Annotated in this window: 14 protein-coding genes; all 14 read right to left on the reverse strand. The window is 66.0% G+C overall.

The features are described 5' to 3' along the window. Window positions 1-183 precede the first annotated feature (183 nt). The gene (locus tag HDG34_RS21270; RefSeq protein WP_090804009.1) at window positions 184-978 is read right to left on the reverse strand and encodes an ABC transporter substrate-binding protein; all 795 of its coding nucleotides are present in this window, start codon (window positions 976-978) and stop codon (window positions 184-186) included. Window positions 979-1123: 145 nt separating this feature from the next. Next, window positions 1124-2206 carry a succinylglutamate desuccinylase gene (astE, locus tag HDG34_RS21275; protein ID WP_184062052.1) on the reverse strand — a complete coding sequence of 361 codons (1083 nt, stop codon included), beginning with the start codon at window positions 2204-2206 and terminating at the stop codon, window positions 1124-1126. Next, the gene (gene astB, locus HDG34_RS21280) at window positions 2190-3530 is read right to left on the reverse strand and encodes an N-succinylarginine dihydrolase (protein ID WP_184062166.1); all 1341 of its coding nucleotides are present in this window, start codon (window positions 3528-3530) and stop codon (window positions 2190-2192) included. Before astB ends, astE begins: the two co-directional genes overlap by 17 nt. A gap of 12 nt (window positions 3531-3542) precedes the next feature. Then, on the reverse strand, window positions 3543-5006 hold the full coding sequence (gene astD / locus HDG34_RS21285) for a succinylglutamate-semialdehyde dehydrogenase (protein WP_184062053.1): 1464 nt from the start codon (window positions 5004-5006) through the stop codon (window positions 3543-3545). A 2-nt stretch (window positions 5007-5008) separates the two neighbouring features. Continuing rightward, window positions 5009-6046: an arginine N-succinyltransferase gene (astA, locus tag HDG34_RS21290; protein WP_184008656.1), complete on the reverse strand. Its 1038-nt coding sequence runs from the start codon at window positions 6044-6046 to the stop codon at window positions 5009-5011. Then, window positions 6043-7095 (reverse strand): arginine/ornithine succinyltransferase subunit alpha, encoded by a 1053-nt coding sequence (gene aruF, locus HDG34_RS21295; RefSeq protein ID WP_184062167.1) that lies wholly within the window; start codon window positions 7093-7095, stop codon window positions 6043-6045. Before aruF ends, astA begins: the two co-directional genes overlap by 4 nt. Before the next feature lie 67 nt (window positions 7096-7162). Continuing rightward, a complete protein-coding gene (locus tag HDG34_RS21300) occupies window positions 7163-8398 on the reverse strand; it encodes an aspartate aminotransferase family protein (protein WP_184062054.1) in 1236 nt (411 codons plus the stop codon). 157 nt (window positions 8399-8555) lie between these two features. Further along, complete coding sequence (locus tag HDG34_RS21305) at window positions 8556-9599, reverse strand: GlxA family transcriptional regulator (protein ID WP_184062055.1); 1044 nt, start codon at window positions 9597-9599, stop codon at window positions 8556-8558. Window positions 9600-9627: 28 nt separating this feature from the next. Then, on the reverse strand, window positions 9628-10419 hold the full coding sequence (locus tag HDG34_RS21310; protein ID WP_184032922.1) for an ABC transporter ATP-binding protein: 792 nt from the start codon (window positions 10417-10419) through the stop codon (window positions 9628-9630). 91 nt (window positions 10420-10510) lie between these two features. Further along, entirely contained in the window at window positions 10511-11224 is a 714-nt protein-coding gene (locus tag HDG34_RS21315) for an ABC transporter permease (protein ID WP_184062056.1), read from the reverse strand. Between the two features lie 5 nt (window positions 11225-11229). After that, window positions 11230-11919 carry an ABC transporter permease gene (locus HDG34_RS21320; RefSeq protein ID WP_090805677.1) on the reverse strand — a complete coding sequence of 230 codons (690 nt, stop codon included), beginning with the start codon at window positions 11917-11919 and terminating at the stop codon, window positions 11230-11232. Between the two features lie 355 nt (window positions 11920-12274). Beyond that, on the reverse strand, window positions 12275-13228 hold the full coding sequence (locus HDG34_RS21325; RefSeq protein WP_184044233.1) for a patatin-like phospholipase family protein: 954 nt from the start codon (window positions 13226-13228) through the stop codon (window positions 12275-12277). A gap of 59 nt (window positions 13229-13287) precedes the next feature. Continuing rightward, window positions 13288-13839 (reverse strand): outer membrane protein assembly factor BamE, encoded by a 552-nt coding sequence (bamE, locus tag HDG34_RS21330; RefSeq protein WP_090803993.1) that lies wholly within the window; start codon window positions 13837-13839, stop codon window positions 13288-13290. 546 nt (window positions 13840-14385) lie between these two features. Continuing rightward, on the reverse strand, window positions 14386-15987 hold the full coding sequence (locus HDG34_RS21335; protein WP_184062057.1) for a rhodanese-related sulfurtransferase: 1602 nt from the start codon (window positions 15985-15987) through the stop codon (window positions 14386-14388). Window positions 15988-16106 lie beyond the last annotated feature (119 nt).

Genomic DNA, 16106 nt, shown 5'->3' on the forward strand with positions numbered 1-16106 from the left:
GTTTCTATGACGTTGCAAGCTCCGTCGCGCGCGGCAGTGTGCGTCGCAATTTTATCGCAGCGTCATTGGGCACGAACAGGCTTACGAGGCAATATCTCGAAATATTTGCTGAACGTTTGCGACACGCGTGCAGAAAGCAAAACGGCCGCAACGCGCGGCCGTTTTGCACACTTCGATGCATCGCTACTTCAGCACGACTTTCACGTCGAAGTATTTGGCGGCGAGGCGGTCGATCGTGCCATCCGCCTTCAGCTCCTTCAACGCGCCGTTCAGCGCATCCTTCAGTGCCTTGTCGTTCTTGCGCACGCCGTAGCCGACACCCGCGCCGAGCAGCTTGTCGTCGCTGACGGCCGGACCGGCGAACTCGAAGCCCGCGCCCTGCGGCTTCTTCAGAAAGCCCTTCGATGCCGCTTCGGCGTCCTGGAACGACGCATCGAGACGGCCCGACGCGAGGTCCGCGTAGATCTGGTCCTGCGTCTGATAGGGCACGACGTCGACCCCGGCCGGCGCCCAGCGCGCCTTCGCATAGGTTTCCTGGATCGTGCCCTGCAGCACGCCGACGTGCTTGCCCTTCAGCGATGCGGGCGTCGGCTGCAGAGCGCTGCCCTTCTTCGCGATCATCTGGTTCGGGATCGTGTAGATCGGATCGGTGAAGTCGATCGCCTGGCGACGCTGGTCGGTGATCGTCATGTCCGAGTTGATCGCGCTGAACTTGCGCGCTTCGAGCGCCGGGATCAGGCCGTCGAACGAGTTCTCGACCCACACGCATTTGGCCTTCAGCTTCGCGCACACGGCATTGCCGACGTCGATGTCGAAGCCCTGCAACTCGCCAGCGGGCGATTTCGATTCGAAGGGCGCATACGACGCCTCGACGCCGAAGCGCACTTCCTTGATCTCAGCCGCCGACGCGGTGCCTGCCGTCAACACCGCCGTCGCGACCAGCGCGAGTGCGGCCAGGTTGGGCCAATTCTTCTTCATTACGGATGTTCCTTTACGGTGTGGACTGAAACGGAGCCGATTCGGCGCGCACAGGCGGATTACGCCGCCGCGCTTCGGACTCGCGCGGCCGGCGTGACCCGTGGATGCGACAGCCGCGAAGCCGGCGATTGTACATGGAACCTGTCTAGACAAGCCTGGACAGTGTGTCGGCGGTGGTGTCGACGACGAGCAGACCGGCGCGCAGGCCGGGCTTGACCGTCGGGTTCGGAAACACGATGCGCTCTTCGTCGCGCTGCACCGTGTATTGATAGTCGCCGTCGCGCGCCAGCAAGCTGCCCTTGATGAGCGGCGTGAAGTTCGGCACGTCCGGCGCGAGCAGCAGCTCGAATGCGTCGCTTTGCTTGGTCAGCTGATCGACGACGGTGAACACACGCGGCAGAGCGGCTTGCGCGTCGGCTTGCGTGTTGGCTCGCGAACCCACGCGCGTGCCGGCCAGCAGCGCGCGCACCGCGAGATCCGCGCCCTCGAAGCGTGTCAGGTCGTTCTCGCCGAACGGCCGCACCTTGCCGAGTTCGAGCGTGCACGCAGCAGCGCCACACGCTTGCGCGGTGAAGTGCGAATAGGTGTTGCCCTTCGTCGTGTGCAGCAGCACCGCGCTGATACGCGCGTCGCCGAGCCATTCGAACATCGCGCGCGAAAACGGCTTGCCGGTATGCGGCAACAGCGCGAAGCGCTCGAACACCGACGCGCGGATCGCCGTATGCATGTCGATATGCCAGCGCGCGCCGGGCGCGGCGGACGCGTCGGCGAAAAAGCGCGTCGCGGCCTGTTCGAGCGCGGCCGCGCGCGGCGCCTCATGACTGTGCGGCAGTTGCAGATGACGGCCGCTGAACAGCCGGTTCAGATCGTCGTCGCGATAGCGGCCGCCGTCGCGCATCGCCTCGATGTTGCCGAGAATCACGAGCAACCGGCAGGCAAGCACGGCGCGGCCCTGCGCGATATCGGCGACGATGCGCGACAGCAGTTCGATCGGCGCGGTTTCGTCGCCATGCACGCCGGCCGACACGAGCACGCTACGGATGTCCGCGTGCTGCTCCGCGGGCTCGATGACGAGCACACCGTCGCCCTGCCACGTCCAGCGCACGCCGTTCGCACACGTGCCTTGCGCTTGATGCGCGGCAGGCCGGGACCCCGCGAGCGTCCACGCGAGAAAATCGTCGAGCATCGCGCTCGGGACCGCCATCGGGTGCTCAGCGCTGGAAGTCATACAGCGAACCCAGAGCGAGGATTTGCGTCAGCTCATCGAGCGCAGTGCGCGACTCGACCAGCAGCTTCGGATCGGTCAGATCGGCGGGTGCGAGACGATCGCGGTAGTGCTTTTCGATCCACGCATCGAGACGGCCGAACAGCGTGTCGTCGAGCCACACACCCGGCGCGACCGCCGCGCGTTCGGTGTCGTCGAGTACGACGCGCAGCCTCAGACATGCGGGGCCGCCACCGTTCTTCATGCTCTCGCGCAGATCGAACACGAGCACTTCGTCGATCGGACCGCTGTGCGCAGTCAGCTCATCCAGATACGCGGCCACGCGCGGATTTTCGCGGCATTCCTGCGGCACGACCAGCACCTGCTTGCCATCGGGCCGAGTCAGCAGCTGGCTGTTGAACAGATACGACGTCACCGCGTCGGCGACGCTGACCTGGGCGTCGGGCACTTCGATTACGTTGAACCCCGCGTGCAGGCTCGCGAGCTTCGCGCGCAGCTCGTCGTACACCGCCTGCTGCTCGACGAACGCGAGCTGATGGCAGAACAGCGTGTTGCGATTGCCGACCGCGATCACGTCGTTATGGAACACGCCCGCGTCGATCACTTCGGGGTTCTGCTGCGCGTACACGGTCGCCGCTTCCTGCAAGCCATGACGATGCGCGACCGCGCGGCTCGCCTCGAACGTCTGGCGCGCCGGATAGCGCTTCGGTTCCGGCCCGCGACGATACTCGCTGCGGCCATACACGAAGAATTCGACACCGCGCGCCTTGTATTGCTCGCAAAAGCGCGTGTGATTCGCCGCGCCCTCGTCGCCGAGCGCGGGCGTGCCGGGCAGCGCCTCGTGCACGACGAAGCGGTCGGCGTCGCTGAACATCGCGCGCAGCGTGCGGCGTGTCGACTCATGTTCGATCGCGCGATGCAGCTTGCTGCACAGATTGGCCGGCGTGAAATGCACGCGGCCGTCGTGCGTATCCGCGGATGGGCTCACCGTCGCCGCGTTCGCGGTCCACATCGCCGAGGCCGAACTCGCCGCCGCGAGCAGTTCGGGCGCGTTGTTCGCGACGCGCGCGATCACCGAAGCATCGTCGCCGGAAAAACCGAGCTCGCGCAACAGACGCATCGACGGACGCTCCTGCGGCGGCAGCACGCCCTGATGAAAGCCGAGGTCCGCCAGCTGCTTCATCTTGCGCAGACCCTGGCGCGCGGCGGCCTTCGGATTCGCGACCGACTTCTCGTTGTTCTGCGACGCGACGTTGCCGAACGACAAGCCCGCGTAGTTGTGAGTCGGGCCGACCAGGCCGTCGAAATTGGCTTCAGTGGCTTGCAGCATCGTCGATCCTTAGAATTGGAGGCCCGGCGAGACGCTCGCGGGCATGGTCAGTTGCGCGCTCTCGACCGAGGCCATTGGGTATGCGCAGTAGTCGGCCGCATAGTACGCGCTCGGCCGATGATTGCCGGAGCGGCCCGGCCCGCCGAACGGCGCTCCTGAAGAAGCGCCATTGGTCGGCCGGTTCCAGTTGACGATGCCCGCGCGAATCGTGCGCTGGAAATGCGCCCACAGCGCTTCGTCGTCGGCGAGCAGGCCCGCCGAGAGACCGAACTCGGTATCGTTCGCCCGTTCGAGCGCGTCGTCGAAATTGCGGTAGCGGATGATCTGCGCGAGCGGACCGAAGTGCTCCTCGTCGGGCAGGTCCTTTACGTCGGTCACGTCGAGAATCGCGGGCGTGACGAAGCCGAGCTGCGGATCGCGCTGCTCCATTTTCAGCAGAGCCTTCGCGCCGCTCGCGAGCAGACGCTCCTGCGCGCCGATCAAACGCGAGGCCGCGCGCGCCGACACCACGGCGCCCATGAACGGCTGCGGCTTCGCGTTGTATTCACCGACGCCGATGCGCGCGGTCACTTCCGTCAGGCGCGCGAGGAAGCGCTCGCCGAACGCATCGTCGGGCACGAAGATGCGGCGCGCGCACGTGCAGCGCTGCCCCGCCGACAGAAACGCCGATTGAATCGTGTGGTGCACGGCGGCGTCGAGGTCCGCGACCGGGCCGATCACGAGCGGATTGTTGCCGCCCATTTCGAGCGCGAGCACGATCTCCGGCCGTCCGCCGAACTGTTTGTGCAGCAATGTTCCGGTATCCGAACTACCGGTGAAGAACAGTCCGTCGATCTGCCGGTGATTCGCGAGCGCGATGCCGGTGTCCTTCTCACCCTGTACGAGATTCAGCACGCCGGCAGGCAGCCCCGCGTCGCGCCAGATCTGCACGGTCAGCGCCGCGACGCCGGGCGCGAGTTCGGACGGCTTGAACACGACCGCATTACCGGCGATCAGCGCGGGCACGATATGCCCGTTCGGCAGATGGCCCGGGAAGTTGTACGGCCCGAACACCGCCACCACGCCATGCGGACGATGCCGCAGCACCGCGGTGCCGTCGGCCATCGCCGAGCGCTTTTCGCCGGTGCGTTCGCTGTAGGACTGAATCGAGATCTCGACCTTCGCGGCCATCGAGGCCGCTTCGGTGCGCGCTTCCCACAGCGGCTTGCCGGTCTCGCGGCCGATCGCTTCGGCGAGCGCTTCCTTGCGCTCTGTCACGAGCGCGGCGAAGCGGCGCACCACCGCGCAGCGCTCGTCGAGCGTCAGCGCCGACCATGCGGCGAACGCGCGGCGCGCGCTACGTACCGCGCGATCGACGTCGTCCGCCGACGCGCTGTTGCCTTGCCACACCACCACGCCCGTGCCGGGATTGCGTGATGCGAATACGGGTCCTGTGCCGGCGGCCCATTCGCCGTCGATGAAAAGCTCGCTCATGATCATCCTTGTTTGTGTTTCAACGGCAGCACCCGCAGCGGATCGCCTGCCTGCACGCGCAGCGCGTCGGCCTCGGCCGCGCTCAGGCGGCACACACCGTTGCGCGGCACGCCCGCCACGACGCCTACGCGAAAATCGCCGAGCGATGTATTCGATACCATCGACTTCGGCCCGTCCTGCGCGGCTTGCTCTGCTGCCTCGCCAATTTCAGCCGCCACCAGCACGCTTTCGCGCACCGTGCGCAAATCGGCGATATGGCATTCGAGCACCGGACCCGCGTCGAAAATATCGACGTGATTCTCATAGCGCAGCCCTTCGGCTTCGAGCATGCGGCGCGCGGGAATCGTGTCGTTATGCGTGAGGCCGACGCAGCGCTGCGCCTCTTCCGGCAAAAGTTCGACGTACACCGGATAGCGCGGCATCAGCTCGGCGAGAAACGCCTTGCGGCCGTGCGAGCTCAAATAGTCGGCCGCGTTGAAATCGATCTGGTAAAAATGCGAGCCGACCGCGCGCCAGAACGGCGACGTGCCCTGCTCGTCGAAATGGCCGCGCAGCTCCGCGCACAGACGCTGCGGAAAACGCTCGCGAAACTGCGCGAGAAACATGAAGCGCGAGCGCGACAGCAAGCCGCCGACGCCGCTCGTGCGATAACGCGGGCTCAGGAACAGCGAGCACACTTCCGCATAACCGGTGAGGTCGTGCGAGATGTTCAGCGCGTGCATGCGCGTCCAGATGCCGAGATCCTGGCTCGCGTGCACGACCGTGCTCACGCGATAGTTGTAGAACGGCTGCTGCAGACCCACCGCCGTTTCGATACCGCAGACGCCGGCCACGTCGCCGGTCGCGGTGTCTTCCATCACGAAGAAATAACCGGCCTCGTGCGGCGCGGCCTGATCTTCCATCGTGCGGCGCGCGCGCTCGACACGCGCCGCGAGCGCATCGCGATCCGGTTTGAAGGTGGTCAGGCCCGGCCCGGTTTCCTGCGCGAGCCGCATCAGCGCATCCACATCGCCTCGTTGTACTACGCGAACGACGATCATTGCGCTTCTCCCGATTGTTCATCCTGCGGCTGATGCAGCGGTACGCAGCGCACCGCATCGCCTTCCCGTACGCCGAGCGCGGCGCGCGCCGCCTGGGACAACCCGGCGCCCGACTCCTTGCCGGGCGCGAGATCGCCGAGCACGCAACGGAACTCGCCGGCGGCGCCGTTGTGCGCGATCAGGTACGTTGCGCCGTGCGTCGCAGATGCCTCGCGCACGACGCGCGTTTCGTTGTGCTTGACGCTCACACTGCGATCCACCTGCGCGGTCAGTACCGGACCCGCGTCGAAGATATCGACGTAGCGATCGGTCTCGAAGCCTTCCTCGAGATGAATCTCATACGCGAGCAGCGCGTTCGCGTCCGGCTCGCCGAGCACGCGCTGCGCCGCTTCGGGCAACAGCGGCACATACACGGGATAGGTCGGCATCACTTCGGCGATGAAGGTGCGGCTGCGGCCGCCCGATTCGACTTCGATGTCGGCGAAATTGCGGCCGAAAAACTTGCGCCCCACCGCTTCCCAGAACGGCGATACACCGTTTTCGTCCGTCACGCCGAGCAGCAGCGAGAACACCTCGGGCGTGAAGCGCTTGCGATTCGCGGCGATGTACATCATCCGCGCGCGCGAGATCAGTTGCGCGGCCGCGTCGCCGCGCAGCGACGGGTCGATGTAGTAGCCCGCGAGCCGGCTCTTGCCGGTCAGCTCGTGCGACATCGTCAGCGCGTGAATCTTGCGATTCACATGCAGTTCGCGCGACGCATGAATCAGCGCGTCGTTGCGAAACACGTAGAACGGGTCCGCGTACCCGGCCGCCGCGACGATGCTCGCGGTGCCCATCAGCTTGCCGGTCTCCGAGTCTTCGAGCACGAACAGATAAAACTCCTCGCCCGGAAAATCGACCTCCGCGCGAAACGAGTCTTCCGACAACGCGACCCGCGCTTCGAGCGCGCGCCGGTCGTGCGGCAGGGAATGCAGCACCGGCTGCGCGGTGCGCGCCATATGCTCGAGCGCATCGAGATCGGCAAGGCGGCCTGGACGTACGAAGAGCATCATCGTTCCTGTTGAATGTGACGCATGATCCGCTGCATCAGCGTGGGCGTGCGGGACTGCCTGAACATCAATGCGACGCCGCCTGCGCGTTCGCGCCGACGAGTTCGCCGAAGGCCGTCTCGAGGCGCGCGAAGCCTGCGGCCATGTCGTCGAGCGGCATGATCAGCGACGGCACGAAGCGCAGCACGTCCGGACCCGCCATCAGCATGATCACGCCGTGCTGGCCGGCCGCGGTGACGAAGTCCTTCGCGCGGCCCCGGAACGTGTCGTTCAGTTCGGCGCCGATCAGGAGACCCTTGCCACGCACTTCGGTAAATAGCCCGAAGCGCTCGTTCAGTTTCGCGAGATGCCCCTTCAGTACTTCGCTGCGCGAGCGTACGCCTTCGAGCAGCTTCGGGTCGCTGACGAGTTCGACCACTTTTTCCGCGATCGCCGAGCCGAGCGGATTGCCGCCGTAAGTCGTGCCGTGCACGCCGACCTTGAAGTGCGCGGCGAGCTCTTTGGTGGTCAGCATCGCGCCGATCGGGAAGCCGTTGCCGAGCGCCTTCGCGGTGGTCAGGATGTCCGGCGTCACGCCGGTGTCCTCGTACGCGTAGAAGAAGCCGCTGCGGCCCACGCCGGTTTGCACTTCATCGAAAATCAGCAGCGCGTTGTGCTGGTCGCACGCTTCGCGCAGCGCCTTCAGGAACGCCGGATCGGCCGGGATCACGCCGCCCTCGCCCTGGATCGGCTCGACGATCACCGCGCAGGTCTGCGCGCCGATCGCCTTCTTCGCCGCTTCGATGTCGTTGTACGGCAGATGCGTGATGCCGGCCGGCACCGGGCCGAAGCCTTCCGAGTACTTCGGCTGGCCACCGACGCTGACGGTGAACAGCGTGCGGCCGTGGAACGACTGCGCGAACGAAATGATTTCATCTTTCTGCGCGCCGTGACGGTCGAACGCGACGCGGCGCGCGAGCTTCAGCGCGGCCTCGTTCGCCTCGGCGCCCGAATTCGCGAAGAACGCGCGGTCGGCGAACGTGAGGCTTTCGAGGCGCTTCGCGAGGCGCAGCACCGGCTCGTTCGTGTAGCCATTGCCGATGTGCCACAGCTTGCCGCCCTGCTCATGCAATACCTTCAGCAGCTCGGGATGCGCATGACCGAGCGCGGTGACGGCGATGCCGCCGGCGAAGTCGATGTAGTCGCGGCCTTGCGTGTCCCACACGCGCGAGCCGAGACCGCGATCCGGTACGAAGGCGGCGGGGGCAAACACCGGCACCATGACTTCGTCGAAGGTCTGGCGTGTCACAGTCAGGTCGTTCATGGCAATTCCTTTTACGGGTGACAGGTAATACAGCTAGTGTAGGAAACCGCGCGCGGCACGTCTTGCGCATACGCGACGCTTTCTATGAGGTTCCGCGCGTCGCGGCTGTCGAGCTTTGCGCTGAACTTGCCGCGGTTTCGCTTTCAGATGGCTTGCGTCAATCGAGCTCGGGCCGCTCGATCAGCGCGGCCGGCCGCGGCTCGCTCGCGCTGCCGTGCGCGCCGGTCTGGCGGTCGATCCAGTTGCGGCGATCCTCGCGCGGGGTGACGCCGAAGCGCTCCCGATACGCATTCGAAAAGTGCGCCGCCGACGCAAACCCGCATGCGAGGCTGATCTGCACGACGGATTTGCTGGTGCGCTGCAATTGCGTGCGCGCCTTCGACAGCCGCAGCCCCAGATAGTATTTGGACGGCATCGAGCCGAGATACTGGCGAAACAGGCGCTCGAGCTGCCGCCGCGAGACGCCGACGAAGCCGGCGATTTCATCGGTGGTCAGCGGGTCCTCGATATTGGCTTCCATCAGCAGCAGCGCGTCGTTCAGGCGCGGGTGACGCTCGCCCGGCGCGGTCACGAACGGAATGCGCTGACGCTCCTCGCCCGCGCGCAGCACGCCTACGCCGAGCGTATCGGCGATGCGCTCCGCGAGTTCGGGCCCGTGCTCGCGGCCGATCATCGCGAGCATGAAGTCGACGGTCGCCTGGCCGCCCGCGCAGGTCGCGCGATCGCGATCGATTTCGAAGATCTGCTGCGTGACGATCGAGCGTTCGAACTGTTCGGAGAACTGCTGATAGGTTTCCCAGTTCACGCTGACGCGATAGCCGGACAACTGCCCCGCCATCGCGAGCCACCACACGCCGTGGTGGATACCGGTGACGAGCGGCGTGCGCTGACCGACGCGCGCGAGGCTCGCGAGAAACAGACGATAGTCGGCGAACTGCTGGAACCGCTCGCTGACGATGATCAGCCAGTCACACGCGATCGCGTCGCCGAACGCGGCATCGGCCGGCCATTGCGCGCCGCCCGCGAGCGGCACCGCGCGGCCGTCCCACGAACATACCTGCACGCGATACAGCGCACGGCCGTCGATTTCGTTGGCGAGACTGAGCGCGTCGACGATCGGCCCGACGCCCGACATCGACACGGGCGGCAGTGCCACGATCACGACCTGGGTCGTGCGAGCCGGGCTGGACGTGCGGGCCATCGGGTGTCCGTGAAAAGCGAGCCGCGCGTTACTTCAGGCTGCCGGACAGGAACTGCTTCAGGCGCTCGCTGCGCGGCGCGCTCAGCACCTCGGCGGGATTGCCCTCCTCCTCGGTACGGCCCTGGTGCAGGAACATCACATGGTTCGACACATTGCGCGCGAAGCCCATTTCGTGCGTGACGACGATCATCGTGCGGCCTTCGTCGGCGAGCTTCTGCATCACCTTCAGCACTTCGCCGACCAGTTCGGGGTCGAGCGCGGAGGTCGGTTCGTCGAACAGCATCACGTCCGGGTCCATCGCGAGCGCGCGCGCGATCGCGACACGCTGCTGCTGGCCGCCCGACAGATGCGACGGATACTGCTTCTCGAGACGCGGCGCGAGCCCGACCTTCTCCAGATACTCGCGCGCCCGATCCTCGGCCTCCTTGCGCTTCAGACCGAGCACATGAATCGGCGCTTCGATCACGTTCTCGAGCACGTTCATGTGCGCCCACAGGTTGAAGTGCTGGAACACCATCGCGAGCTTCGTGCGGATGCGCTGCAGCTGCTTGTGATCGGCGACTTCGAGATTGCCGGCGCGATCGGTCTTCGTCTTGACCGCTTCGCCGTCGACGATGATCTGCCCGGCGTTCGGCCGCTCGAGAAAATTGATGCAACGCAGGAAAGTGCTCTTGCCCGAGCCGCTCGCGCCGATGATGCTGATCACGTCGCCCTTGTTCGCGTTGAGCGACACGCCCTTGAGCACTTCGTTGTCGCCGTAGCGCTTGTGGATGTCCTGTACGGCGAGCTTGCAAGCTTCGGTTTGAGTGGTATGGAGCAAGATGCTCTCCCAGTGAGAATACGGATCGGTCTGGTGCGGACGCCGCCCTGCCGAAGCTCGAGGCGCCCGATGCTATGTCGTCAACGCGCGCTCAGTGCGTGCGCACCGCGAGATGCGCGAGCCAGCGACGCTCGGCACGCCGGAACAGCGCGACGAGCGCGAACGACACCACGAGATAAATCAGCGCCGCGAGCCCGAACGCGTTGAACGACTGGTAGGTCGCCGAGTTCGCGTCGCGCGCGACCTTCAGGATGTCGGGCACCGTGGCCGTGAACGCGACCGTCGTCGCGTGCAGCATCAGGATCACTTCGTTACTGTACAACGGCAACGCGCGGCGCAGCGCGGACGGTATCACAATGCGCCAGTACATCGTGAACGCGCTCATGCCGTAGGCACGCGCCGCCTCGACTTCGCCGTGCGAGGTCGAGCGGATCGCGCCCGCGAAAATCTCGGTCGTGTACGCGCAGGTGTTCAAGGCGAACGCGAGGATCGCACAGTGAAAGCCGCTGCGAAAGAACGCGTCGAGCAGACTGTGCGAGCGCACGAACGCGAGACTGTACACGCCGGTGTAGATCAACAGCAGCTGGACGTAGAGCGGCGTGCCGCGAAATACGTAGGTGTACAGACGTACCGGCGTCGACAGCCAGCGCTTCTTCGACACGCGCGCAACCGCGAGCGGCACGGCGCACACGAAGCCGATCGCGATCGACGCGACCAGCAGCCACAGCGTCACCGCAAGACCCGACAGGCGTTGCCCGTCCCAGAACAGATACGCCTTCCAGAATTGATTGAGAATGTCGATCATGACGCTCAGAGCTCCGCGTGTCGCACGCCGATCGAATAGCGGCGGTTCAGCCAGATCAGCACGAGGTTCGATACGGTGGTGATCGCCAGATAGATCAGCGCGGCGACGAGAATGAAGAAGAACATGTTGAAGGTGCTTTTGCCCGCGTCCTGCGCAGCCTTGACGACGTCGGCGAGACCGATGATCGACACGAGCGCGGTGGCCTTCACGAGCACCTGCCAGTTGTTGCCGATGCCGGGCAGCGCGAAGCGCATCATCTGCGGGAACAGGATGCGCGTGAACACGCGCACGCCGCTCATGCCGTACGCGCTGCCCGCTTCGAGCTGGCCGCGCGGCACCGCGAGAAAGGCGCCGCGAAACGTCTCGGTGAAATACGCGCCGTAGATGAAACCGAGCGTCAGCACGCCGGCCACGAACGGATCGATGTCGATCTGCTCGATGCTGAACATGTCGGTCAGATCATTGAGCCAGATCTGGATGCTGTAGAACAGCAGCAGCATCAGCACGAGGTCGGGCACCGAGCGGATCAGCGTCGTGTAGCCGGTCGCGATGACCCGCAGGGGCCGGTTGAACGAGAGTTTCGCCGCCGCGCCCGCGAGGCCGAGCAACACAGCGGCCGCCAGCGACAGAACGGACAGCTCGATCGTCTGGAGCGTGCCGGCGAGCAGCACGGGACCAAAGCCGTATAGGAACACGCGTGTCTCCATCCAGGTTCGTAGAATTGGCGCGGATGGCGGCGGCTTCATGGGCTGCTCGCTGCTCCGGCATGGCGCGGAGTCTCGCAAGCTGAAATCAATTTCTCAAATACCCAGCGGGTGGTTTGCTGCGACGCAACATGACACTTCGACGCACGACGGAACCCTCGTAGCGCTTGGTTTCACGGGGGTTATCGTGTTGTCGGGCGCGCCGCGCGCGCCTGGCCGTGCGGCGATTTCGCAAGTTTCGGGTCGCTTTTTCGATAGGCCGCGCCGACGGCGGTCGCACCGCCCGATCGCGTCGCGCCGTTGCATCAGCGCGTCCACGCCGGCTCCGACGCCTGACAGCTCGCGCTCAGTCGAGCCCGAGCCGCGCGCGAATCGCCGGCAGCATCTGCTCGACCGCCTCGCGCCCTTCCTCGATGGCTGGCGCCGCGCGATGAAAATCGAAGATGCCCATGCCGCCGAGACGCGGCTGGATCAGGATATCGGCCGGTTCGCCAGCGAGCCGGCTGCGCGTGATGCGCACTTGCATGATGTCGATGCTTTGCGCGATCGAGCTCAGCATCGACGGCACCTGCGCGCTTGGCTTCGGCGGCACGCGCACGTCGTCGGTGGCGCTCGCCTCCGCCGGCGCGAGCCAGCGCGGCCATGGCTTGCCGTTGCGGCGCAGCGCGACGGGCGGCGGTGCGGTGGGATCGAGCGCGGGCGTTTGAATGACCGGGCCGCCGAAATCGCGGCCGTTCAGGATGTCGTTGTTCAGATCGATCGCGATCACGCAGTCCGCGCGCATGCCCCGCGCGACCGACACCGGCACCGGATTGCTGAGCCCGCCGTCGACGAGCCACACGCCGTTGTGCCATACCGGCGTGAAGATGCCCGGAATCGCAATGGATGCGCGCACCGAGTCGATCGTGCTGCCGTCCTGCAGCCAGATTTCGCGGCCCGTGTCGAGTTCGGTCGCGACCGCCGCGAACGGCATGTGCAGTTGCGCGATCGAGCAGCCGGCGAATTTGTCGGCGAATAGCTGGATCACCTTGCGCCCGCCAAGCAGGCCGCCCGAGATGCGCAGATCGAGCAGCCGCACCACGGTCTGCCACGTGAGGCGCGACACCCACTCCTCGAGCCAGTCGAGATCGCCGTTCGCATAGACCGCGCCGACCAGCGCGCCGATCGACGTGCCGCACACGACGTCGGGCCTGATGCCCGCGTCTTGCAGCGCGCGAATCGCGCCGATATGCGCCCAGCCGCGCGCGGCGCCGCCCCCCAACACCAGCCCGATCCGGCTGTATCGACGTCGACGTATCATGCCTACCCCGCTTTTTCGGCCCGCTTATCCGGCCGTCTTCTGATCGACATTGCCCCCGCCTATCGCCCGCGGATCACGTCCGAGCGTGACGTGGTGTACACCCTCTGGTTCCGGTCGAAGTGAACGTTGAAGATGCCTTCTTCGGTCACGCCGCCCTCGCGCCATTTCCAGCTCCACACGGTTTCCGGCTTCAGCGGAAACACCGCCACCTGTCCAGGCTTGCCAAGCAAGCGCCGCACCTCGTCCTCGGTCATGCCCGAGCGAACCTGCGCGAAGTTGTCCGCGGTCAGCACCTGCGTGATCGCCTGCAGCTTGCCGTCGCGATCGATGTCGACCATGTAGGTGTTCAGGCCTTGCGGGCCGCGCGGATATTCGAAGCGCTTCGAGCCGTCGGTGAAGGTGCGCGTGGTCTCGGGCTTGCCCATCTGCGCGAGGATTTGCGCTTCGGTCGTGACGCCCGGCGTCATGTTCTTGAGCAGCAACGCGTCCGGTTTGACGGCGTTGAAAAAGTCCTTGAGTTTTTGCACGGCTTGATCGCTCTGCTGTTGGTCGCAGCCGGTCAGCGCAAAGCACGCTATCAGTAGCGTGACGCCCAGCGGTTTGAGGCTCACTTCGGTTCCTGTCCGGATGTGTGGGATCTGTCGTCGCGGCGCCTGGCCGGTCTGTAGTGTGTACTACAAGGATAACCGCGCACGGAGAAAACCGCGAGCAACGCGGGCGCGACGGGTGCGGCTACGCACGCAACGTGTTGCGCGTAGCACTAATGGACCGGCTGAGGTCCGTCGAGATGGGCACGCCAGAAGCAAAAAGGCGACGCTGTGTACAGCGTCGCCATGTCGGTCGATAGGATCAACCGAAAGTGACGGCGGCTCATTAGCCGCCTTGCGCGAGGCACCGCGGACGACGCGCAGCGGTCTGCTCCAGACGAAGCGATGAGCAACCTTGGCTACTCACCTTGCGCCATCGCCGAATGACAAACCGCTGCCTTTTATGGCCGCCCTGGTCCCTCGAAAAGCCTTCCAGATGCCGCTAATCTAAACGCATCGGAGGCTTTCGACGAGAGCGCGTTTACACCGAATCGGCAGAAGATTCGCGTGGCGCAAGAGGGGTGCCGGATGGCCGGCCCCCGGATGGCCGGCCGCCGGATGGCCGGCCCATCAAATCACACGAAAGCCGTGCGTGCCGTCGCGCGCGAGTTGCGCGACGAGCCCATGCTCCCACTCCAGATACGCGCTCATCGCTTCGCGCGCGTTCTCGGTGCCCTCATACGGCCGCTGATAGCGATCGATCCGCGGCGACGCCATCCGCGTGCCGCCCGACTCCACGGGCAGGCCCGCGTCGATCCACGCGATCGTGCCGCCGCGCAGCACCTGCACCGGCCGCCCGGTCGCCGCGGCGAGCTCCGGCGCGACGAAGCGCGCGAGCACGTCGCTGCCGCACGTGAGCACATAGCGCTTCGCGTCGGGCAGCGTGCGCAGCGCGTCGGCGAGCTGACTGCGGATCACGAACCACGCGCCCGGAATATGCCGCCTCAGATAGTGCGTGCTGCTCGTGAAGTCGAGCACGACGGTTCCCGTCGACTGCAGCAGCGCGGCGAGCTCGGCCGGCGCGATGTCGTCGACGTCGGGCGGCGTGACCGCGTTGCGCGCCAACGGCGCCATGCCCTTCTCGGCGAAATCGGCCGCCGTCAGGCCATCGACCACGTACACCTCTACGTTCATCTGCGCGAGCCACGATGCGGTCATGTTCGCGCGCACACCGTCGCTGTCCGCGAGGATCACGCGCGCGCCGCGCACCGTCACGAACAGGTCGGTTTCCTGCACGAGCTGGCCGCCCGGCGCGCTGCGAAAACCGGGCACATGGCCCGCCTCGTATTCCTCGGGGTTGCGAACGTCGAAGCGATAGACGGTACGCATCGCTTCGTCGGCCCAGCGGCGCGCTTCGTCGCGCGACGTGCGGCGCACGCGCGCCCGGTCGGCAAGCGCGCGCGCGCCGTCTGCCGCGGCCAGACGGGAAGCGTCGTCGACCGCGCCTTCGACACGCCGCGCGCTGCCGTGCGCGAGCGGTTGACCGGCGAGCGTCCAGCCCATCGTGCCGTTGCGCAGCGCGGCCACCGGATTCGGCACGCCCGCGTTGATCAGCGACTGCGCGCCGATGATGCTGCGCGTGCGCCCCGCGCAATTGACGATGATGCGCGTGGCCGGATCCGGCGCGAGCTGCCGGGCGCGCAGCACCAGCTCCGCGCCCGGCACGCTGATGCTGCCGGGGATGTTCATGATCTGAAACTCGTCGAAGCGGCGCGCGTCGAGCACCACGACATCGGCCTCGCGATCGAGCAGCGCCTGCACCTGCTGCGCGGACAGCGACGGCGTATGACGCACGCTTTCGACCAGTTCGCCGAACGCCTTGCTCGGCACGTTGACATCCTTGAACAACTCGCCGCCCGCTTCGCGCCAGCCTTGCAGGCCGCCCTCGAGCAAGGCGACGTTGGTATAGCCGAGTTCGGCGAAGCGCTCGGCCGCACGCCTCGCGAGGCCTTCGCCGGCATCGAACACGACGATCGGCACGGCCGGGCGAGGCAGCCGCAGCGGCGCGTCGAGTTCGAGCCGCGACAGCGGCAGATTGGCGGCGAACAACGGATGACTGCGCGCGTGCGGATCTTCCTCACGCACGTCGACGAGCGCGATCTCCTCGCGGTCGAGCAATGCGTGGGACACGTCTTGGAATGACCGGGTACGAAACTCTTTGACGACATTCATGGGATCGGGAACTCCTTCGCTACATTCCGGATGTCCGGCAACGGGTCGCGTCACCGCACCGATACTTAACCGTACACTCGAATTCCGATCGGCGCACGGTCACTCGCTGGATTGCTGAT

It is taken from the genome of Paraburkholderia sp. HC6.4b, assembly GCF_014200875.1.
Classification (GTDB): Bacteria; Pseudomonadota; Gammaproteobacteria; order Burkholderiales; family Burkholderiaceae; genus Paraburkholderia; species Paraburkholderia tuberum.